The organism is Anaeromyxobacter sp. PSR-1, from assembly GCF_000964525.1.
Taxonomy (GTDB): Bacteria; Myxococcota; Myxococcia; order Myxococcales; family Anaeromyxobacteraceae; genus Anaeromyxobacter.
Genome location: NZ_BAZG01000013.1, coordinates 1 through 17,587, shown reverse-complemented (window position 1 = coordinate 17,587; position 17,587 = coordinate 1). Strand labels below are relative to the sequence as shown.

Genomic DNA, 17,587 nt, shown 5'->3' with positions numbered 1-17,587 from the left:
CGATCAGAACCTCCCGTCCTTGGCCGCCTCGTTCAGCACCCGGATCAGCTGGCCGTCGTTGCTCTTGAGCGCCGCGTAGAACGAACGCGTGTCCATGGCCTGGATGACGTAGTTGTTGACGACCGACTGGCCGGCGCCGGCCCCGGCCGCGGCGAGCCCTCCGTTCGGCACGATGGTCCCGGCCATGCCCGGGACGAACAGCTCCGGGCCGCGCTCGCCGACGAGGTATGGGGACCGCGAGAACACGGGGCCGCCCTTGGCCCTCGCACCGATGTTGCCGAGGAGGCCCAGTACCGCCGAGAGCATCGCGCCCATGGCCGAGATGGCGAGCGCCGGGCCGACGACGGGGATCCCCGCCTGCGAGGCGGCGGCACCGGCCGCGGCCCGGGTCGCATCGGCGGTGACCGAGGCGATCGCCGTCTGCGTGACGGTCTGGATGATCTGCTGGCCGATCGCGGCGACCGCCTGGGCGGCGTTCATCTGGCCCGTCGCGAGCTGGCCGAACACGTCGCCGACCGTCGAGCCCCACCGCTGGCTCAGCGCGATGCTCCGGCCCAGCTCCTCGTTGTACCGGCGCTGGTCGGCGGCGAAGTCACCCGCCTTGAGGTCCTGGTACTCCGGGGCCCGGGCGCCCTCCTCCTCGTAGCCGGTCATCGCCTCGGCCTCGGCGAGCGCCTGCCTCTTGGCGTCGTCGAGGCGCTGCCTCTGCGACCTCTCGTAGGCGCGGGCCCGGGCGTCGAGGGCCGCCTGGCCCTGACGGGCGCGTTCGTCCTCCTGCCGCGCGGCCTCCCTCGTGGCGTCCTGGTCGGCGCGCCTGGCGTCCTGCGCGGCCTTCGTGGCGGCCTTCGCCGAGGCGCCCGCGGCGGTCTCCTGCACGTACTGCCGCCGGGCCTGGATGACCCTGTCGTACTGCTTCCGGAGCTCCTCCATCTCGCGGAACTGCTCGGGGAACAGGTTGCCGCCCTGCTTCTCCCGGGCGACCCTCCTGAGCTCCTGCATCTTCTGCTGGACCGCGACCAGCTCCCTCCCGAACTCGATCAGCTTCGGGTCCATCCCCTGGGCCTCCTGCCGCGCGGCGCGGGCCGCGTCGACGTAGCCCGTCAGCTTCTCGAGGCTCCCCTTCAGCTTCTCGTCGAACGCCTTAGCGGTCTCGGCCGTCTCCCTCTGGACGTCCTTCAGGTAGCCGATGATGGTCATGAAGGCCGCGGAGGCCGCTCCGGCGAGCGACCCGGCGGCCAGCGCCGAGGCGAGGCCACCGAACGCGCGACCCGCCGAGCCCAGTTCCGAGCTGAGCGAGCCGAGCGCGTTGCCGAACGTCTGCGCCGAGGAGCGGGCCTTCTCCATCCCGCCCCTGACCTGCTCCAGGCCCCGCTTCGCGTCGGCGAAGTCGATGACCACGCCGAGGCCGATCTGCTTCGCCATGTCGTCAGCCCCCGATGAACTTCATGAACTCGGCGTGACCCCTCTTGTCCGCCCTGGGCGCGCGCTCCGCGGCCCTGCTCCGGTACCGGTTGCCCCGGTCGATGAGGAGGACGTCCGGCCAGGTCAGCTCCCAGGCCCGGTCCCACGTGAAGTGGAGGTCGGACATGAGCATCACCACGAGAGCCGCCAACCCGTCCTCGGTCAGCGGCTCACCGCTTCCCCCGGTTCGGGCTTCTCCCCGACCAACCTGCTCGCCTCCAGCACCGCCTCGAACAACCGTCGGAGCGCGTCGAAGTCCGCGACGCCGACGTTGTCCCAGAGCCAGGGCTCCTCGATGCCGAGCGCGGCCGCCACGAAGCCGACCATCAGCGTCAGCTGCTCGTGGTCGGGCAGCTCTGCGTACCTGGGCAGCTTGGAGACGTGGCCCGCCCTCATCAGCGCGTGGATCCCCCGGAGCGTCAGGGGCGCCGGCCGCAGCTCGCGGCCACCGATCGTCACGGCGTCGGCCATGGCGATCACTCCGTGAAGGCCTTGCCGAGGTCGCCCGCGGCGTCGACCTGCGCCACGAAGTCGAGGTTCGTGACGGAGAAGTCCTCGGCCTTGAACGCGAAGGACAGGCCCGGGATGACGACCGAGTTCAGCTTCACACCGAACAGCTCGCCGTCGGCGCCGCGCTGCTGGAGGAACAGCGTGAACCCGGTCTGCACGCCCTGGACGGCGTTCTTCATCGTGAAGGTGGAGCCGGAGCCGGTGTTGTACGAGTACGTGATCGCCTTCGGGTCGGGCTCCGCGGCGTTGAACGTGTACGCGCCGGTGCCGGTGCTGACCGCGTACGCGCCGACAGCGGGCGCCGAGGACGTGACGCTCATCGGGTTCCGGGCGGCGTCGACGACGCCGTAGTCCGCGGCGAAGGACGTGCCGGTCGGCGAGACGGTCGCCGAGGAGCCGGTCACGCTGATCTCGTTCAGGACCTCCCGGCCGGCCGTGGTCGTGCCGCTCAGGATGACGGAGAGAAGCCTGCCGTCGATGAAGGCGGTCCCCGCCTTCCCGCTGACCTTCTTCTGCCCGGTCACGCTCAGGATCGGGAACTGCCGCGAGCCGTAGTACTCCTTCGTGGAGCCCTCGTAGCTCAGCTCCACGTCGGTCATCTCCATCACCTGGTAGACCTGGGAGGTGGTCGGGTTCTTGAAGAACAGCTTCCCCGAGCCGTATGTGATCGAAGCCATGTGTCGTTCGTCTCCTTGCCGCCGCCGGCGGCTTAACTAGCGGTGTCGGCCCGTTCCGGGTCAGGCCGTCCTCAACTCGATGGTGATCGAGGCGATCCCCTGGGCACCGACGTTGCCGCCGCCGTAGGCGATCTCGGTCGGTCGGGCGGATGCCACCAGCCCGTCTAGCGTCGTCGGGATCCCCCTCGCCTCGATGAGGCTCCCCGTCGCGACCGCCACCAGCGAGTTCAGCAGCGGCATCGGCCCCCCGGGCGTGTCCGCGTGGACGTAGAGCAGGGCGCTGGCACGGACCGTCTGACGGCTCGGGCCGGGTGGCGTGTTCTCTAGGGTCGCGCCGAGTTGCTCGAGGAAGAACGCCGGCTGCGCCTCGGGACCGACCTCCTCCCAGCTCCTCACCCGGCGCCCCGACGTCACGGCCGCGGTCAGCGCGCCCGAGAGCCGGGCGAACAGGGCCGCGTAGATCTGCTCGTGTGAGTTCGTCACCGGACGTATCCCCCCTCGGTGTAGACGCGATCGATCAGCCGCTCGATGTTGTCGGCGATGGCCTGGGCCCGGGCGTTGACGACCGGCGTCGCCCAGGGACGCCGGTAGGTGCGGCCGAATCGGCTGAAGCCGTCGTCCCAGAACCGGCCGATGAAGTACCGGCTGCCGGCCCGTCCGCTGACGGTGTAGCCCTGCCGGACGCGGGCGCTCCCCTTCACGGACGCCGCGAGCCTGCCGCTCACGGTCCCGAGCACACCCCCGCTGACGTTGGCGAGCATGTCGCCCGCCGCCGCCTTCATCTCCGAGGAGACCAGCTCCTTGGTCTCGCGGACGAGCTCGGACGGGACGCGGAGCAGGTGCCGCTCCGCATCGATCCACCCACCGTTGACCGTCACCCTGCCTGCCATGTCCCCCTCGAACCTCCCCGTGTCACTCGGGGACCCTCCGGTCCCCCGGCCCCTGGTTCGCCTTGGCCCGGGGTCGCCGGGCCCTCCGACGTCATCGGAGTGACCGATACGCCTCGACCACCGACTGCACCGACTGCGGGAGCGTCAGGGTCTGGTAGCTGAAGGCCTCGCCCTGGACGGTGTTGCTCAGCACGCCGAGCCGGGTCCGCTCCTTGTAGGCGAGGCCGGCGAGCGTGATGACCGCCTGCTGGACATCGTTCGGCACGGCCACGAAGCCGGCCCCGTACGCCAGGACCACGTTGCCGAGGCCGCGCGTGAACGTGTGGCCGGCCGATAGCTCGACGTAGTACGGCCGGACGACATACCCATCGCCGGACCAGGACGTCCGCTCCGGGATCGGCTCCCCGTCCACCGTGAGCGACGACACCGAGATGATCGGCGTGTGCCCCGGGAAGAGCAGGCGGGAGCCGTCCCCGTCGAACGAGCCGGTGTGGCCCGACGACGCGAACGTGCGGCCGGTCAGCGCCTCGAAGTGGTCCGAGGACCCCGAGAGCAGCCGGGACAACAGGGCGTCCTCGGCCGTGCTCGTGATGCCGAGGTAGTTCTTCAGGTCTGTGAGCGTGGCGAGCGGCATGGTCAGTCTGGCCTCAAGGAGGAGGCCGATCCACGGAGGGATCGGCCTCCCGTTCAGATCAGCTGGTCAGGCTCAGCGGGCCGCGAGCGTGACGAACGCCGACTGGGTGAGCCCGCCGGGAAGCGTGGTCACCGTCTGCCGACGGGTGTCGCCGCCGACGCGGATGTAGAAGCGGAAGGCGTCGACGACCTGGTCGAAGTAGAAGTCGACCGAGACGTCGGCGCGGACGCCGCCCTTCGTGACCGCCCAGTACTTCGAGAGGTCGGCGAACACGATGTCGCCGACGGCGCCGAGGGCGGGCATGTTCGGGAGCGGGAGCACCGGACGGCCCAGGAGCAGGCTGTGCGGCGCGTTGGCCATCGAGCCACCCGGGACGTACGCCGCCGTGGTGGTGCCGCTGATGACCATGCCGTAGAGCTGGGGCTCCACCGCGGGGTTGACCAGCCACACGCCGTTGATGCGGCTCTCCGGCAGCATGCCGAAGTAGAGGTCCATCACGTTCTTCGCGACGACCGTGCCCACCGGCTGGCCGGAGGCCGAGGCGACGGTCTTGAGGGCGCTGGAGCCGAGGATGGACTTCAGGCCAGAGGACGAGCCGGAGATGATGGCCTGGTTCAGCTCGTAGACCATGCTCTCGCCGACCTTCGCCGTGATGTACGCGCCGAAGGCGGGGGCGTCCTCGAGCAGTTCCTCGGTGACGGGGACGATCACGCCGTACTTGTCGGGCGTGATGGTCAGGCTGCCGATGGCAGGCTTCACCTGGTCGAGCGCCGCGGCCTCGCCCTTCTTCGTCACCTTGCCGGTGCCCGAGAACGCGGCCCACGGGGTGGTGTCGTCGACCGGGAAGGTCACGGACCGACCGGACAGAGGGATGTTGGTCGCGTAGCTGAGCAGCGAGGTCTGCCCGTAGACATACCGCTCGATGGTCGTCCGCAGCTCGGGCGGTGCCGCGAGCTTGCCGTCGGCGTCGGTGCCCTCGTTCGCGTAGACCGAGAGCGCGTTCATCTGGCGGTCGGTGAGGCGCTGGCCGAGCTTCTGCGCCCGCATCGCGATGGCGGTCTCACCGAGGCTGAACTTCGTGGTGTCGCGGACGGCCGAGAGCGCCGGGACGGTTCCCTTCGCGCCGACCTTCGACTGTGGCTTGGAGGCGCCGCTCTTCAGGTCCTCCGCGGACTGCCGGGCCGCGAGCTGACGCCGGATGCCGGTGGCGGTGGAGGTCAGCTCCTCCATCTTCGTGACCTGCTCCTCGGTCAGGACCTCGCCCGCCTCGTTCTCGATCGCCTCGATGGCGACCATCGTCTCGGTGAGCTGCCCCTGGAGCAGCTGGACTGCGTTCTTCATGTGGTGTGCTTCCTGTTCAGTGCTTCGTGCTCCACCTCCGGGGTGGTGGTCGGGCCTCCGGGGCCTGACCGTTCACTGCCTGCGTCCCTGGCTGCGCAGCTGCGCGATCTGCCAGGACGTGAGTCCCGCCCGCTGGGGCCGGGAAGCCTTGTTCGTGGGCGCCGTCGGGGCGCCGGAGATCCGATCCGCGAGGCCGTTGGACACCGCGTCCTCGGCCGAGAAGAAGTGCTCCCCGCTGAGCCAGGAGCCGACCCTCTCCGAGGGCTGTCCGGTGCGCTCCTCGTAGATCGAGGCGACGCTCTTCGCGGTGAGGTCGAGCTTGTCGGCGGCGGCGCGGAGGTCGGCGGAGTTGCCCATCACGCCCATCCACGGCCCGTGCACCATGACCTGGCTGCCGGGCATCATGACCCTCTCGTGGCCCGCCTGGAGGATGACCGAGGCGATGCTGGCGGCGAGGCCGTCCACGTACGCCGTGATCCGTCCGCCGAAGCGGCTGAGCACGTTGTAGATGGCGACGCCCTCGAACGCGTCCCCGCCGTCGCTGTTGATGAAGAGGTCGAGCTGTGACGCCCTCACCTTCCCCAGCTCCTCGGCGACCTGCTGCGCGCCGATGCCGCCGAACACGGGGCCGATGTCGCCGTAGAGGAACAGCTGCGCCGTGTCGCCACGCATCTGCACGAGGCCCTCGGGGTTCAGCCGCCGGAGCGAGGCCGCCTTCCCGGCCATGTGGATCCTGAAGTCGTTCATCACGCCGATGCCTCCGTGCCCAGCTCCTCCACCAGCGAGACGGCGATCACGTTCGGATCGGAGGTCTCGGCGGCCACCACCGCGGCGCCGTAGACGGCATCGAGGTCCCGGACCGAGCGGCACAGCACCACGGCGAGACCGTCCGCCTGGTGCATGTCCGCCATCGCCTGGGAGCGGAGCTCCTGCCGTGCCAGCTCCAGCTTGTCGGCGAGCACGCCGTTCTGGTGCTTCGCCCGGAGGTCCCGCTCCCGGTTGCCGAGCTTGGTCGCGTGGCGGCGGAGGGCGGCGGCGTAGAACACCTGGGCCGCCTGAGCGGTCGGTGACGTCGGCTGGGCCTCCCCGTCTCCGGCCCCGGCCTCCTCCTCCCCCGGTTCCAGCGGCCTCGGTGGGGCAGCGGCGGGGCCGCCGATGGTGTCGTGCTCCTCACCGGGGAGCGGCTCCAGGCCCAGCTCGGCCCGGCCCTCGTTGACGGTCTTCACCGGGCCGCCGACGTACATCGTCGTGGCACGGGCCTGGGACTCGTCGTCACCCTTGGTGAGCGGGTTCAGGTTGATGCGGATGCTCAGCGGCCCCTCGCCGCCGAACAGCTTGACGTCCAGCTCCTGCTCGATGGAGCGCGCCCACGGGGTGAGCGTCGAGCGGACGTAGTTCGTGTTCATCTCGGCCAGGTTCTTGCCCCAGCCCTGGGAGGCGGCGGCCACGCCGACCCGGTGGCCCGGGACGCCGAAGTATCGGAGCACCGCCTCGACGTTCGCCCGCTGGACCTCCACCAGCTGCGCCTGCTCGGCGTTGCTGGAGAGCACCTCGATCGAGGAGCCGGGCGGCATGGTGATGCTCTTGAAGGAGTTGGCCAGCCCGCCGTTCGCGCGATGCAGCCGCCTCAGGAAGCCCTCGCGCTCGTCCTCGTCCTTGAACGGCCGGCCCATCGTGATGGCCAGGTTGGGCTGGGCGCCGTTCGAGAAGTACGCCATGCCGAAGCGCTCCGCGGCGACCGAGGCGGCCACGGCGCGGGAGGCGGCGGCCAGCGGGCTCTCGCCGAAGAGGCCGTCGATGCTGAGCGGGGCCCGGACCTGGATCACCTCGGAGCCGGCGAACCTGATGGTGTCGACGCCGAGCCGGTACTCGAACGCCAGGACGCCGTCCTCCAGCCTCGGCGTCACGAGGTCGGAGCGGAGCGGCCACAGCTCGGCGACCCCGAGGTCGCTCCGAGCCAGCTCGGCGTAGCCGTTCCCGTGCATGGCTGCCTGAACGACCAGCGATGTCTTCACCGAGTGGGCGATCGACAGGGGGTTCGGACGGCGGTTCAGGACGGAGTCGAGGCGGTGGTCGGCGACCGGGGTCTCACGGCCGAAGCTGTCCACCCGGACGACGCGCCATGGCTGGCTGGCCAGGTCGTTCGCGATCGCCCAGATGCACGCCCATGCGGCCCCGACCCGGAGCTGCTCGATGGGCGACAGGCGCAGGTCGGCCGGGACGCCGACGTTTGGGATCAGGAACTGGAACGGACCGCCGATCGGGGTCCACGTGGCCGTCTCCTCGGTCCTGGCGCGACCGAGGATCCGACGCCAGAAGTTCGCCATGGGTGAGGTGCCTCACCCGTAGATAGGCGTGACGGTGAGTTCCAGGCCGGACGACGCTCAACCGACGCCCCAGTACAGGTCGGAGTCCGCCTCCACCGGGATCACCGAGGCCCGCTTCAACGCGGTCACCAGGGCCATCGGGGCATCGATCTTCGCCGTGTCGGACTGCTTCACCGGCTTCAGGATCGCGCCCCGGCTCTCCACGAGCAGGTTGCCGACCTGCCATGAGACGCAGGGGTTCCCATCGTGGAGCAGCCGGCCCTCGTTCACCGCGGAGGCAAACTCGCGGAGCGGCACGGTCATCTCGGCCGGCGTCATCGGCTGCTGGACGGACTGCTCCTCGGGGACGCCCGACATGCGGAGGAGGGCGTCCACGCCAGCCTTGGCGAACTTCGGGTCCCAGATGAACTCGGCCCGGGCGAGGCCGCTCCACAGCTCCACCAGCGGCCGGATCACGTCCTCGATCCTGAGGCTGTGGCCGGGGTGGATCGTGAGGTGACCCTGGCCCGACCAGTCGCGAAGGAGCGAGGACCGCGGGTGCCGGGCCACGCCGCCCTCGGAGAGGTGGTTCTGGAAGAAGGCGTGGTATCGCCGCTGCATCGGCGCGGGCTCCTCGAAGAAGACCACCGCCACGCCGAAGATGTCGTTGGTGTCGGCGGGGTCGAGGCCGATGACGCACGGCAGGCCGCGGTCGATGCACTCCTGCATGGTGAGCGTCGAGGCGCAGCCGTCCCAGCGGGCCACGTCCACGAACCCCTCGGCGGCCCCGGTCCACCGGTTCATGTGGAGCGCGAGGAACTGGCCCCGCTGCCCCGGCACGCTGAGGGCCTGGTGCGCGGTCGCCCTGAACTTCCGGATGTCGATGATCCCGGCCTCGAGGCTGGGGTTCGCCTTACGCCAGTTGCCCTCGTCGGAGATGTCGTCCGTCGGCGCCGTGTAGATCAGCACGAAGGTGTCGTCGTCCTGCTCCTGGCCCCCGAGGATGTTCCGGTCGTACTCGTAGATCTTGAAGCCCTTGCTGGAGACGTCGAAGCCACCGGTCGAGAGCGTCAGCATCAGGCTCTGCGACCGCTTCACGATGGCGCCCTTGAGCGTGTCCCACAGCTCGTCACGGACGGTGTGCAGCTCGTCGATGATCAGGGCCGACGGGCGGCTGCCGTGCTGGGCGTCGGGGTTGGAGCTGTTCGCCTTGAAGACCGAGTTGGTCCGGCCCTGGTAGAGGGTCAACGCGTTCAGCTCGATCCCGTACTCCTTGGCCACGTCGAGGTCGGTGCCCTGCTTCCGCCGCAGCATCTGCTTGGCGGTCTCCCAGACGTGCCGCGTGTTCTCCCGGCTGAAGGCGTAGGTCAGGACCTCGGCGTCCTGCTCCCCGTCCATGAAGGCGAGGTAGAGGCCGAGCGCCGCGGCCAGCGCCGACTTCCCGTTGCCCTTGCCGATCCAGACGTTGACGAAGGTGAAGCGGCGGTTGCCCGTGTCGCGGCGCTTGAAGCCGAAGATGTTGACGATGAGGAAGGCCTCCCACGGGAGGACCTCGAGGAAGAGGTTCACGAACGTGCAGGCCCGGTTCGCGGCCTCACGGTCGAGCCTGAACTCCGGGTTGGTGCGGTCGCGCTGGAACCGGCGGCACGCCTGGAGCAACTCGGGGCAGGCGGGGACCCGCCCGCCGATGACGTCCTGGGCGTACCGCTCGGCGACCCGGACCCAGTTCCTCCGCCTCGGCGCCGACATCAGTTGAAGAGCCTCGACAGCGCCGACTCCGCCTCGGGGGTCCGCAGCGCGGCCAGCCTCGTGCGGCTGGCGGGGGTGAGGCCGAACTCGGCCATGAGCCTGTCGACACGGGCCTGGATGCGGAGCACCAGGTCGGCGTCGACGGGACTCGCGGCGTACGTCTGCGTGAGGAGCAGCTGGAGCCGGACCAGGTTCCTGAAGGCGGGGACGTCGCTCTGGCCGGCCGCGCCGAGCGCATCTACGACGGTCTTCAGGTCGGACCAGACGCGGCGCGCGTCATCATCGGCGCCCGCGGGCGGGTCCGGCATCGGCACCCACTCGACCCTCGGCTCGGGCGGACGCGAGGCCTCACGGGTGACGTTGACCGTCCCGGTCCTGCGCTTGATCTCGGTGGGGACTCGACGTGCCGGCACGGAGTAGATAGCCGGTCACCCCGATTCTTGACCCGATGTGTAAGCGCACGCGCCCGACCTGATGCGGGGTCTAGAAGGACGCCGCCGACATTTCGACGGTCACCCGCCGAGGCCCCTGCGCTGCCCCCCGATCCACCCGGACGGCCCAGGCCTTGGTTCCCCATGGCCCGCGGCCCGGGCCACTCCGATCGTCACCGGCTCCCGGTGGCTGCCGTGTCGGACTGAGGGTGCAGGATGCCGGGATGCGACTCTGGAGGCGGCTGTACCTGGACGTGAGGCTCTGGGCGGAGCGGCGGTCCTGGTCGCTGATCTCCGCCGTGGCGCTGCTTGGGACGATGCTCGCCTTCGTGTTCCTGGTGGACGAGCACCCATGGCTCACGGGGATGCGGGGCAACCTCATCGGCGAGGTCGCGGGTGGCGTGATCTTCCTTCTCGTCGGATTCCACTTCGGCCGGAAGGTTGAGGACACCATCCTCAGGCGGGCGGAGATGGATCACCACCTGGAGCGGATGAACCGGTTCATCACGTTCCTGGAGAGCGAGGGCCACTACGACGTCATCTTCCCGAGCTTGGCCACGAAGCGCGAGCCCTACGGTCTCATCTACCGCGTCGAGCCGGTCCGCCTCGGTGGGAAGGCGCTCAAGCGAACGACCGAGATTGAGACGTCATACCTGTTGATGGTCGCTCGGCCTGCATACGAGGAGATCCTCTCGCCGGAGCAGCTCGCCGACTACGAACGTTCGCCCATCACGATCGGACGACGGTACTTCTGCCGATTCTTCAACGGCGCGTGGCACATGGGGCTGAGCACCTACCCCGGCGACTGGCACGAGTTCCACATGTTCGGGAAACAAGGCGAGTTCGAGGACAGCGTGACCGCCGAGGAGTTCTACGCCGAGGCGGCGCGCTCCACGGACCGCACATAGCTCACCTCCCGCCCCTCCAGTTCTCGGCGGCGCGGCTCCGGGCGTGGCACTCGATGCACAGCGTCTGGAGCGGGCCCGCGATGAACGCCTCCCACTCCTTCGGCGTCGCGCCGACGTGCGCCGCCTGCAGCCGACGGTCGGTGCCGCATGACCGGCACGTCGGCTCACGGGCCAGCTGCTCGGCCCGGCGGCGGCGCCACGCGTCCGTCCGGTAGAACGCCCTCCACCCCTGTCCGTCGCGGTGCGCCTCGACGCGCCGGGCCCACCTGGCATCGGCCTCGGCACGGTGCCGTGGGCAGCGGTTCTCGGGCGGGTGGACGAGGGCGGGGCAGTTCGGGGCGAGGCACGGTCTCACCCGATAGGTATGCGGTCGCCGCGAACTTCGAGCTTGACTTCTCCATCTTTGACCGATGGTGCGTGCGATTTGACTTATAACTGGTTACGAGGATCCATAGGAAATCGGCAATTACGCCAATCGGACACACCGCCCCGAGGTCGTTCGGGACGGAGGGGATGGGTGCGTCCTGACAGGGATGGAGACATGGGAACGAGGTACCTGCCGATGGGAGACGTCGTCGCCTTCATCACGAAGTTCGGCCTGACGGCCCGCGACTACCGACGGCTGCGTAGGCCCGGGATGCCGGCGAACCCCGACCGCATCTACCCGGCCTGGTCGAACTGGCCGACGAGGCGGAACCGGTGCCCCGAAGCGCTCAGGGCCGGCTACTGCCACGACGGTGAGGACGCGGTGAAGGATGGCCTCTGCCCGACCTGCGACCGTCAGGTCCGGGAGATCGTGGCCGACACGCTGGCGCAGGCCTAGGGGCCCGTAGCCGGAGACCGTGCCAATGCCGGGCGATCTCCGGCTCTCAGTCCAGATCTACTAGCTCGTCGCGGAGCGACGGGTCAGTCGCCTTCGGCCCTGAGGGGATGGGGATGTCTTGGGTCTGGTCCTGCGGTCTGCTTCGCAGACCTTGGACCTGCTGATGTCTCCGTCTTCACTGAAGGATGGACGTCTTTCTACTGGTTAATCCAACCCTTGGACCAAGCCTTGATCCAAGCCTTGGATCGCACTTGGTAGCAGTAAGGATTGGAGGGATTGGAAGGGTTCTAAGGGTTGAGAGGTCTAACAGGATTGGAGGGTCTGATAGGCCAAGGACGGAAAAGTGCAGGGCCCCAGGGCACGAACTGAAAGTGCTGCATATGTAGTTGAGGAGGAAGCAACCGTGAGTGAAAACACGAAGGTCTACACACTGAAGGCCACCTGCAAGAAGTGCGGTCACGACTTCACCTACACCCGGACCGGGAACCTGATGGGATCCCCGCGGTCGGTCTGCGACACGTGCAACCGACGCAAGGGTGCGGCGCTGCGACTGCACGTCATCTCCGTGGAGGAGTGAGCCGTGGCGAAGCCGACCAACCTGCTCGCCGCCTACCTCAGGGAGCTGCCGCTGACGAACGAGCAGAAGGTGCAGGTCTACATGCTCCACATCGCCAGCAGGGCCGGCGACGGCTGGTTCGCCGCGGTGACCGCGCGGAAGGTCGGTGAGCAGCTGGACATTGACAGTGCCCGCGAGGTCGAGGCGGCCATCACGGCCGGCGGCTGGAAGGAGGGCTCGGGACACGTCGGTCGTCAGGCGGCCCGCGGCTACTACGTGGGCACCGACGAGGCCAGGCAGGAGCAGCCGAAGACGAGCAAGGGGTTCGATGCGATGAAGGCGAGGCTCATGCCCACCCCCAGGGTAGCTGCCGAGGAGCCTTCGGTTCCACCCAAGGCGCGGCTCGTGCGGAGGAGGCCGACCGTCGAGGCAACGACCGTCGAGGATGCCCGCCGGGCAGAGTTCGACGCCCTGCTCACCGAGACCGATGGGAACTACGTGGCGGCGGCCAACCGGATGGACCCGAAGCTCGACGCGATGACGGCGTTCACGTGGGCACAGGAGTCGAAGACGTGGCGCCCCGACGGCCTCGAGTATGGCGTCGGCTAGGAGGAAGGCAGATGACCGGACGTGAACTACTGCAGCAGATCAAGAACGACCTGGCGCAGGCGAAGGATAGCCTGCGCCGGGCGAACGCCACCCTCGACCGGATCGAGGCGCGGCACACGAACGTGGAGGGGCCGTGACGTGCGGGGCCGGATCACGCTCCCCGGGAACGGGGGCATCGTGAGGACGATCGATGGCGTCAGGGCCAGGCCCGGTCACCGCGTTCCGCGGTCTCTCCACCGAGGGACCAGGCCGCTTCCTGCGCTCAACGAGGACCAGCAACCGCGGCCCCCGACCGGCGAGCCGCGGTGGTGCCTGGGCTGCGGGATCCGGGTCTACGGCCGTGCCGTCTGCGACCTCACCTGCCTTAGGCGTTGGCGGACCGCGGGCGCCGCCGAACCCCGGGGAAGGGACCCGAGGCCCGGCGTGGAACAACACGATGGGTGAGGTGGTATAATTTACCAATGGTGGACGGAAACATGGACGAGGGAGTCGAGGCCGATCACGTCGAGGCGGCCGTCCTGGCCCTGCTCGATGAGTCGCGGTCGAACGGCTGGGACCTGTTCCCGTTCTGGATGCTCCTGGAGGATCCGGAGCGGAAGCGTGAGGAGGTCAGGGCATGAGGAAGGTCTTCTGGGACGGGGCGTGGCACTTCATGGGAGCCGACGGCAAGCCGGGGCCACGGTGCGACCCTCCGACGGATGCGGAGCGGCGCGAGGTCGAGGTCGAGGAGCAGCGGCGGAAGCATCAGGCCCAGGCCGATGCCACCGGCAAGGAGGTCTGGTGGAGGGACGAGAAGTTCGTCCCGGCCGGTGGCGTCGTCCCCGAGGTGAAGGTCGCCCCGCCCCGGCGCGGGACGCACGAGTACAAGGTGATGACGCAGCGTGACCGGTGGTTCATGGGGAAGTTCAGCCCCGAGCGCCTGGAGGAGGCCGTGAACTTCTACGCGGCGGAGGGGTGGCGGGTCGTTGGCATCGCGACGGCCGACGCCGGGACGTGGTTCGGCTCGCTGGGCGGCGGCATGCGCCAGGAGATCGTCGTCTTCATGGAGAGGACGATCGAGGGTTGCTAGCCAAGGCGCTCCGCCGCCTCGGCGAAGAGGGACTCGGGCAGTGGGGCGCCTCCCGTCGGGGCAGCGGGTACCGCGTGACCGTTCTTCTTGGCATCACGAACGGCCAACGTCTCCCGGTACTCACGCGCCTCGGCCAGCTTGGTGAACTGCACCTCGACGCCCTGTGACTTCGCGAAGGCCTCGATCTCGCCGAGCGTGATGTTGAAGTACTCCTTCCTCATGTTGACGAGGTTCACCCGCTTCTCGGCGAACTCGCGGTGGAAGGCGTTCTCGAGGCCGGGCGCGTTCTCCGAGTAGATCATCGCGTGGACATCGAAGTCGAAGGGCACCGAGGCGTCTCCCAGTTCGTAGATCCGCTCCATCGGATCCAGCCGCCGGGTCATGCCGATCTTGAACATCGTCTCCGACCCGAAGGATCCGATGTTCGAGATGACGTAGACGTTCCCGCTCTTCGTGAGCTGCGCCATCGAGGTGGCCTTCTGCAGCTTCGCGTGGGCCTCGGCCAGCCGGGCCTCCAGCTCGCCCACCTTCGCGTTCACCTTGTCGAGCTCGGCACCCTTCGCCTTCTCGACGTCGGCCCGCGCCTTCTCTAGGGCCTTCTGGTAGCGGGCCTCCTCCGCCTCGGCGTCGGCCTTGGCCTTCTCGAACTCTCGCTGCGCCCGCTCCTCCTCCCGGATCCGCTCGCGGATCTGGCGCTGCTCCTCCTTCTCGTCGTGCAGCTTGACCTCGAGCTCGTGGGTGAGGCGCAGCTCCGCGAGCGCCAGGTCCCGGTACTCGGGAGAGATGGTGATCTGGCTGGAGGTGCCCGAAGCGTTGATGGCTTCGAAGGCCCTCTTGATGCGCTCCTCCATGCGCGTCACGTTGTTCCAACCGACCTTCGCGACGGCGGCGTCAACCTCGCCGTTGAACGCCCGCAGCATGACCTTGATGTTCTGCTTGGTCATGCGCGCGCCCTCGCGCTTGCTGTTGTTGACCGTCCACTCCACGGGACAGCGCGCTGCCGTCCCCGCCCGGATCATCTCCTTCTTCTGGTCGTAGACGTCGTTCAACTTCCCCTTGAACTGGTCCGACGTCGTGAAGGAGTAGTGCGGCCGATAGAGGCCGAAGGACATGTCCTCGATGTTCTCCTCGAGGAGCGCCACCTCGGACCGGAGGTGATCGTAGACCGCCTTTGCCTCGGCGTACTGGGTGGCCAGGTCCGTCCGCCGCTTCGCCTCGGCGGCCGCGAATGCCTCCCTGTCGTTGGCCAGCCTGGTCAGCTCGCTCTTCGCCCGCTCGACCTCACCCTCGACATCGAGGATGGGGGCGTACCTCGCCCGGATCTCCCTGAGCCTCAGGAGGGCGTACACGGCGAGCCCCGCGACGATCGCAAGGCCGGCCACAAGGACCGCGTCCAGCACCGACATGAGCACTCCCTCCCCAGACTTCCGTCACGCGTCGTGCCCAAGCTTGCGCTCAGGGCGGACACACCGCCGGCGTCGCTCACGGTAGGCTGCCAGTACCGGACCTTCGCTCCGGGTGATGTACGCGCCAAGTCACATGCCCGCATGACTGTGGCGCCACACCGCGCCCGGCCCATTGCGGTGCGGTGTGCCATCGGAGCCGGGGAGCCGCGGTGTCAGGGGTTGCTGCTAGGCTGCGGGCCCGTGACCATTGCAGCCCAACAGATCATCGAGGCGGCCAGACACGCCCGCGATCTGCTCGGGATCACCAACGTCCGGGAGCTCGGCGAGTTCGCACTCATGGTGGCGGGCGTGGTCGCCATCTGGCGGCAGCTCTCGAAAAAAAATATGCGCGCCGCGATCGCGGGCGAAAGTTCCGTGCCAACACGCCGGCCGCGGCGTTCGGCCCGTGGGCCCTCCCAAAAAAACGGCGCCTTGATGCCACTCGTCATCAAGGTCTTCAAAAAAAACGCCGTGGCGTTCACATAAGTGAACGCCTGGCATTGATGACCAGGTCGACCGGTCCCGGTCCTCCTTCCTAGTCGGCCCAGGAGCGCATCGGTCACTGGAGCGTCGGGATCTTCTTCGGCACCGCGACCTTGGCGTAGATCGCCTTCACCATGTAGCTGCCCTTGTGGCCGAGGAAGTGCGCCACCTCCTCAGGCGACGCCCCGCTCCTGACCGCGTTCGTGGCCACGGTGTGCCGGTACCCGCCGACCCCGAACCTCGGGATGTGGAGCCTGTCGCAGGCGCCCGCCACCGTCCGGTAGAGCAGCGACGGGCTGAAGCCGCCCCGCTCCCGTGACCGCCGGGCGGCGCCGAGCACGGTGTCCGAGACCATCGTGCGGTGGGGCTCCCCGCTCTTGTGCCGCGGGCAGACCAGCACGTTGCCGTCGATGGAGCCGGACCGCGCGAAGCGGAGCAGCTCCGACAGGTGCCAGCCCGTGCCCGAGAGCACGACGAGCAGGTCCCCCCAGCGCGGCTCGAGCGCGGCCACGACCTTCCGATGGTGGTCGATGGGGACGAGGCGGTCCCACTCGCACGGCGGCGCCGAGGGCTTGGCCAGGTCGAGCGTCGGGTCGTCCTGCCGGCGCACCCGTCCCTGCTGCCGGAGCCAGGTGAAGTACGCCTTGATCGTGGCGACCTTGTTCCGGGCGCCGCCGAGCCGCTTCACGACCCTGTTCAGGACCGGCAATGTGATCCGCTGTGGGCCGATGAGCCGGTTCCACTCGGCCAGGTGGCGACGCTTCGTGTTGATCGACTGAGGGTCGATGCCCCGTCGGCCGCAGTCGGCGAGGTACTCCTCGACCCAGATGTCGTTCAGCGGGGGCTGCGGTCCGCTGCCGCCGCCCGTGTTCATCCGGAGCAGGGCGATCAGCGCATCCTGCTCGTTGTCACGGTGCGTGGAGACCATCCGGCCGTTGACCTCCCCGTAGAAGGTCCTCCTGCCGGTCTTCTCCGATACCCAGATCCTGCCTCCGCCCCATCTCTCCCACGCCATGTGGCGCCTCCTTGCCGCCCATTTTACTCAACGTGAGATCATGATGTAACCATTAGTCCTAGTCTCGGCACGGACTATGCGTCACGGCTCACGCGGCAGCAGGGTAGGTGTGCCATCTGCGCCACTGATGCGACGCATGGTGAAGGAGGTTGAACGAGGACCACGACCACACCTCGGGCAAGGAGCGTGGCCTGCCCTGCCATCACTGGGTCATCAGCCGAGGCACTTCCGAGATGACGTCCGGCTCCTGGCGGCGACGATCAGGTGTCTGGTCACGGGGGCATCGGTGGAGGAGGCCTCAGAGGCCGGGAGCGCCCACCCCATTACATGTAACGGCCCCACCCCCGCGAAGGGATGGGGCCACATAAGTCCTTGTTTTGATTGAAGGCACCGGGCGGATTCGAACCGCCGAATACGGGTTTTGCAGACCCGGGCCTTACCACTTGGCGACGGTGCCGTGCCGGGTCAGCCTTTTATAGGAGCCCCGCTGCGCCGTCAACGCGGGCGGGCGAGCGGTATCCGGCCGCGTCGGCCTGGGCAGGCGCCCGGGCGTCCGGGCGGGCGCGGACCTCGGCGCGGGCGACCCGCAGGCCGCGGGCGCGGAGCGCGGCGGCGAGGCCGGGGAGCTCGGCCCGGGCGGCGTGCGCGAGCGCGGCGGCGGGGCGGAGCGTCAGCTCGAT

At 68.9% G+C, this 17,587-nt stretch carries 23 protein-coding genes, 1 tRNA gene and 1 pseudogene; 8 read left to right on the top strand and 17 right to left on the bottom strand.

Features of this window, described 5'->3' with window-relative positions; genetic code table 11:
- Positions 1–3 precede the first annotated feature (3 nt).
- The 12 genes from PSR1_RS04195 to PSR1_RS04140 form a co-directional block, all read right to left on the bottom strand.
- Positions 4–1,422, bottom strand: coding sequence for a hypothetical protein (locus PSR1_RS04195; RefSeq protein ID WP_059436381.1), 1,419 nt, complete (start codon positions 1,420–1,422; stop codon positions 4–6).
- A 4-nt stretch (positions 1,423–1,426) separates the two neighbouring features.
- The gene (locus tag PSR1_RS04190) at positions 1,427–1,612 is read right to left on the bottom strand and encodes a hypothetical protein (RefSeq protein WP_059436380.1); all 186 of its coding nucleotides are present in this window, start codon (positions 1,610–1,612) and stop codon (positions 1,427–1,429) included.
- A gap of 11 nt (positions 1,613–1,623) precedes the next feature.
- On the bottom strand, positions 1,624–1,932 hold the full coding sequence (locus PSR1_RS04185) for a hypothetical protein (protein ID WP_152643296.1): 309 nt from the start codon (positions 1,930–1,932) through the stop codon (positions 1,624–1,626).
- A gap of 5 nt (positions 1,933–1,937) precedes the next feature.
- The gene (locus PSR1_RS04180) at positions 1,938–2,648 is read right to left on the bottom strand and encodes a hypothetical protein (protein WP_059436378.1); all 711 of its coding nucleotides are present in this window, start codon (positions 2,646–2,648) and stop codon (positions 1,938–1,940) included.
- Positions 2,649–2,708: 60 nt separating this feature from the next.
- Positions 2,709–3,131, bottom strand: coding sequence for a hypothetical protein (locus PSR1_RS04175; protein WP_059436377.1), 423 nt, complete (start codon positions 3,129–3,131; stop codon positions 2,709–2,711).
- Positions 3,128–3,538, bottom strand: a complete 411-nt coding sequence (locus PSR1_RS04170; RefSeq protein ID WP_059436376.1) for a hypothetical protein — start codon at positions 3,536–3,538, stop codon at positions 3,128–3,130. Before PSR1_RS04170 ends, PSR1_RS04175 begins: the two co-directional genes overlap by 4 nt.
- A 91-nt stretch (positions 3,539–3,629) precedes the next feature.
- The gene (locus tag PSR1_RS04165) at positions 3,630–4,172 is read right to left on the bottom strand and encodes a phage head-tail connector protein (protein WP_059436375.1); all 543 of its coding nucleotides are present in this window, start codon (positions 4,170–4,172) and stop codon (positions 3,630–3,632) included.
- Positions 4,173–4,244: 72 nt separating this feature from the next.
- Complete coding sequence (locus PSR1_RS04160; RefSeq protein ID WP_059436374.1) at positions 4,245–5,513, bottom strand: phage major capsid protein; 1,269 nt, start codon at positions 5,511–5,513, stop codon at positions 4,245–4,247.
- Positions 5,514–5,585: 72 nt separating this feature from the next.
- Entirely contained in the window at positions 5,586–6,260 is a 675-nt protein-coding gene (locus PSR1_RS04155; RefSeq protein ID WP_059436373.1) for a head maturation protease, ClpP-related, read from the bottom strand.
- A complete protein-coding gene (locus tag PSR1_RS04150; protein ID WP_059436372.1) occupies positions 6,260–7,840 on the bottom strand; it encodes a phage portal protein in 1,581 nt (526 codons plus the stop codon). Before PSR1_RS04150 ends, PSR1_RS04155 begins: the two co-directional genes overlap by 1 nt.
- A gap of 57 nt (positions 7,841–7,897) precedes the next feature.
- A complete protein-coding gene (locus PSR1_RS04145) occupies positions 7,898–9,568 on the bottom strand; it encodes a terminase large subunit (protein ID WP_059436371.1) in 1,671 nt (556 codons plus the stop codon).
- Positions 9,568–9,876 carry a hypothetical protein gene (locus tag PSR1_RS04140; RefSeq protein ID WP_059436370.1) on the bottom strand — a complete coding sequence of 103 codons (309 nt, stop codon included), beginning with the start codon at positions 9,874–9,876 and terminating at the stop codon, positions 9,568–9,570. The genes PSR1_RS04145 and PSR1_RS04140 overlap by 1 nt, the downstream gene beginning before the upstream one ends.
- A 347-nt stretch (positions 9,877–10,223) precedes the next feature.
- Between PSR1_RS04140 and PSR1_RS04135 the strand changes: the two genes are divergently transcribed.
- Complete coding sequence (locus tag PSR1_RS04135; protein WP_059436369.1) at positions 10,224–10,907, top strand: hypothetical protein; 684 nt, start codon at positions 10,224–10,226, stop codon at positions 10,905–10,907.
- A gap of 1 nt (position 10,908) precedes the next feature.
- Here the strand turns inward: PSR1_RS04135 and PSR1_RS04130 are convergent, their stop codons facing one another.
- Positions 10,909–11,262, bottom strand: coding sequence for a hypothetical protein (locus PSR1_RS04130; protein ID WP_059436368.1), 354 nt, complete (start codon positions 11,260–11,262; stop codon positions 10,909–10,911).
- Between the two features lie 207 nt (positions 11,263–11,469).
- Here PSR1_RS04130 and PSR1_RS04125 point away from each other — a divergent pair, with 207 nt between their 5' ends.
- From PSR1_RS04125 to PSR1_RS24285, 6 genes are all read left to right on the top strand, one after another.
- On the top strand, positions 11,470–11,730 hold the full coding sequence (locus PSR1_RS04125; RefSeq protein ID WP_059436367.1) for a hypothetical protein: 261 nt from the start codon (positions 11,470–11,472) through the stop codon (positions 11,728–11,730).
- Positions 11,731–12,133: 403 nt separating this feature from the next.
- Positions 12,134–12,307 (top strand): hypothetical protein, encoded by a 174-nt coding sequence (locus tag PSR1_RS24055; RefSeq protein WP_160309005.1) that lies wholly within the window; start codon positions 12,134–12,136, stop codon positions 12,305–12,307.
- Between the two features lie 3 nt (positions 12,308–12,310).
- Complete coding sequence (locus tag PSR1_RS04120) at positions 12,311–12,895, top strand: hypothetical protein (protein WP_059436366.1); 585 nt, start codon at positions 12,311–12,313, stop codon at positions 12,893–12,895.
- Positions 12,896–12,906: 11 nt separating this feature from the next.
- A complete protein-coding gene (locus PSR1_RS24790; RefSeq protein WP_272946325.1) occupies positions 12,907–13,032 on the top strand; it encodes a hypothetical protein in 126 nt (41 codons plus the stop codon).
- A 324-nt stretch (positions 13,033–13,356) separates the two neighbouring features.
- Positions 13,357–13,515, top strand: coding sequence for a hypothetical protein (locus tag PSR1_RS24050; protein ID WP_160309004.1), 159 nt, complete (start codon positions 13,357–13,359; stop codon positions 13,513–13,515).
- Entirely contained in the window at positions 13,512–13,964 is a 453-nt protein-coding gene (locus tag PSR1_RS24285) for a DUF4177 domain-containing protein (RefSeq protein ID WP_202813220.1), read from the top strand. Before PSR1_RS24050 ends, PSR1_RS24285 begins: the two co-directional genes overlap by 4 nt.
- On the opposite strand, the gene PSR1_RS04110 is transcribed toward PSR1_RS24285, so the two are convergent.
- On the bottom strand, positions 13,961–15,370 hold the full coding sequence (locus PSR1_RS04110; RefSeq protein WP_059436365.1) for a DUF4041 domain-containing protein: 1,410 nt from the start codon (positions 15,368–15,370) through the stop codon (positions 13,961–13,963). The genes PSR1_RS24285 and PSR1_RS04110 overlap by 4 nt on opposite strands.
- A 240-nt stretch (positions 15,371–15,610) precedes the next feature.
- Between PSR1_RS04110 and PSR1_RS04105 the strand changes: the two genes are divergently transcribed.
- Positions 15,611–15,895, top strand: coding sequence for a hypothetical protein (locus PSR1_RS04105; protein ID WP_059436364.1), 285 nt, complete (start codon positions 15,611–15,613; stop codon positions 15,893–15,895).
- A gap of 73 nt (positions 15,896–15,968) precedes the next feature.
- On the opposite strand, the gene PSR1_RS04100 is transcribed toward PSR1_RS04105, so the two are convergent.
- The 3 genes and pseudogenes from PSR1_RS04100 to PSR1_RS04090 form a co-directional block, all read right to left on the bottom strand.
- The gene (locus PSR1_RS04100; protein ID WP_152643295.1) at positions 15,969–16,907 is read right to left on the bottom strand and encodes a tyrosine-type recombinase/integrase; all 939 of its coding nucleotides are present in this window, start codon (positions 16,905–16,907) and stop codon (positions 15,969–15,971) included.
- Between the two features lie 385 nt (positions 16,908–17,292).
- Positions 17,293–17,364: transfer RNA gene (locus PSR1_RS04095), tRNA-Cys, on the bottom strand.
- 16 nt (positions 17,365–17,380) lie between these two features.
- Positions 17,381–17,587, bottom strand: a pseudogene (locus PSR1_RS04090) (hypothetical protein); the annotation flags it as partial.

Coding starts and splice junctions, on each gene's coding strand:
- PSR1_RS04195 (WP_059436381.1), bottom strand. CDS start 1,422: ATGGCGAAGCAGATCGGCCTCGGCGTGGTCATCGACTTCGCCGACGCG.
- PSR1_RS04185 (WP_152643296.1), bottom strand. CDS start 1,932: ATGGCCGACGCCGTGACGATCGGTGGCCGCGAGCTGCGGCCGGCGCCC.
- PSR1_RS04180 (WP_059436378.1), bottom strand. CDS start 2,648: ATGGCTTCGATCACATACGGCTCGGGGAAGCTGTTCTTCAAGAACCCG.
- PSR1_RS04170 (WP_059436376.1), bottom strand. CDS start 3,538: ATGGCAGGCAGGGTGACGGTCAACGGTGGGTGGATCGATGCGGAGCGG.
- PSR1_RS04165 (WP_059436375.1), bottom strand. CDS start 4,172: ATGCCGCTCGCCACGCTCACAGACCTGAAGAACTACCTCGGCATCACG.
- PSR1_RS04160 (WP_059436374.1), bottom strand. CDS start 5,513: ATGAAGAACGCAGTCCAGCTGCTCCAGGGGCAGCTCACCGAGACGATG.
- PSR1_RS04155 (WP_059436373.1), bottom strand. CDS start 6,260: ATGAACGACTTCAGGATCCACATGGCCGGGAAGGCGGCCTCGCTCCGG.
- PSR1_RS04150 (WP_059436372.1), bottom strand. CDS start 7,840: ATGGCGAACTTCTGGCGTCGGATCCTCGGTCGCGCCAGGACCGAGGAG.
- PSR1_RS04145 (WP_059436371.1), bottom strand. CDS start 9,568: ATGTCGGCGCCGAGGCGGAGGAACTGGGTCCGGGTCGCCGAGCGGTAC.
- PSR1_RS04140 (WP_059436370.1), bottom strand. CDS start 9,876: ATGCCGGACCCGCCCGCGGGCGCCGATGATGACGCGCGCCGCGTCTGG.
- PSR1_RS04135 (WP_059436369.1), top strand. CDS start 10,224: ATGCGACTCTGGAGGCGGCTGTACCTGGACGTGAGGCTCTGGGCGGAG.
- PSR1_RS04125 (WP_059436367.1), top strand. CDS start 11,470: ATGGGAGACGTCGTCGCCTTCATCACGAAGTTCGGCCTGACGGCCCGC.
- PSR1_RS24790 (WP_272946325.1), top strand. CDS start 12,907: ATGACCGGACGTGAACTACTGCAGCAGATCAAGAACGACCTGGCGCAG.
- PSR1_RS24050 (WP_160309004.1), top strand. CDS start 13,357: ATGGTGGACGGAAACATGGACGAGGGAGTCGAGGCCGATCACGTCGAG.
- PSR1_RS24285 (WP_202813220.1), top strand. CDS start 13,512: ATGAGGAAGGTCTTCTGGGACGGGGCGTGGCACTTCATGGGAGCCGAC.
- PSR1_RS04110 (WP_059436365.1), bottom strand. CDS start 15,370: ATGTCGGTGCTGGACGCGGTCCTTGTGGCCGGCCTTGCGATCGTCGCG.
- PSR1_RS04100 (WP_152643295.1), bottom strand. CDS start 16,907: ATGGCGTGGGAGAGATGGGGCGGAGGCAGGATCTGGGTATCGGAGAAG.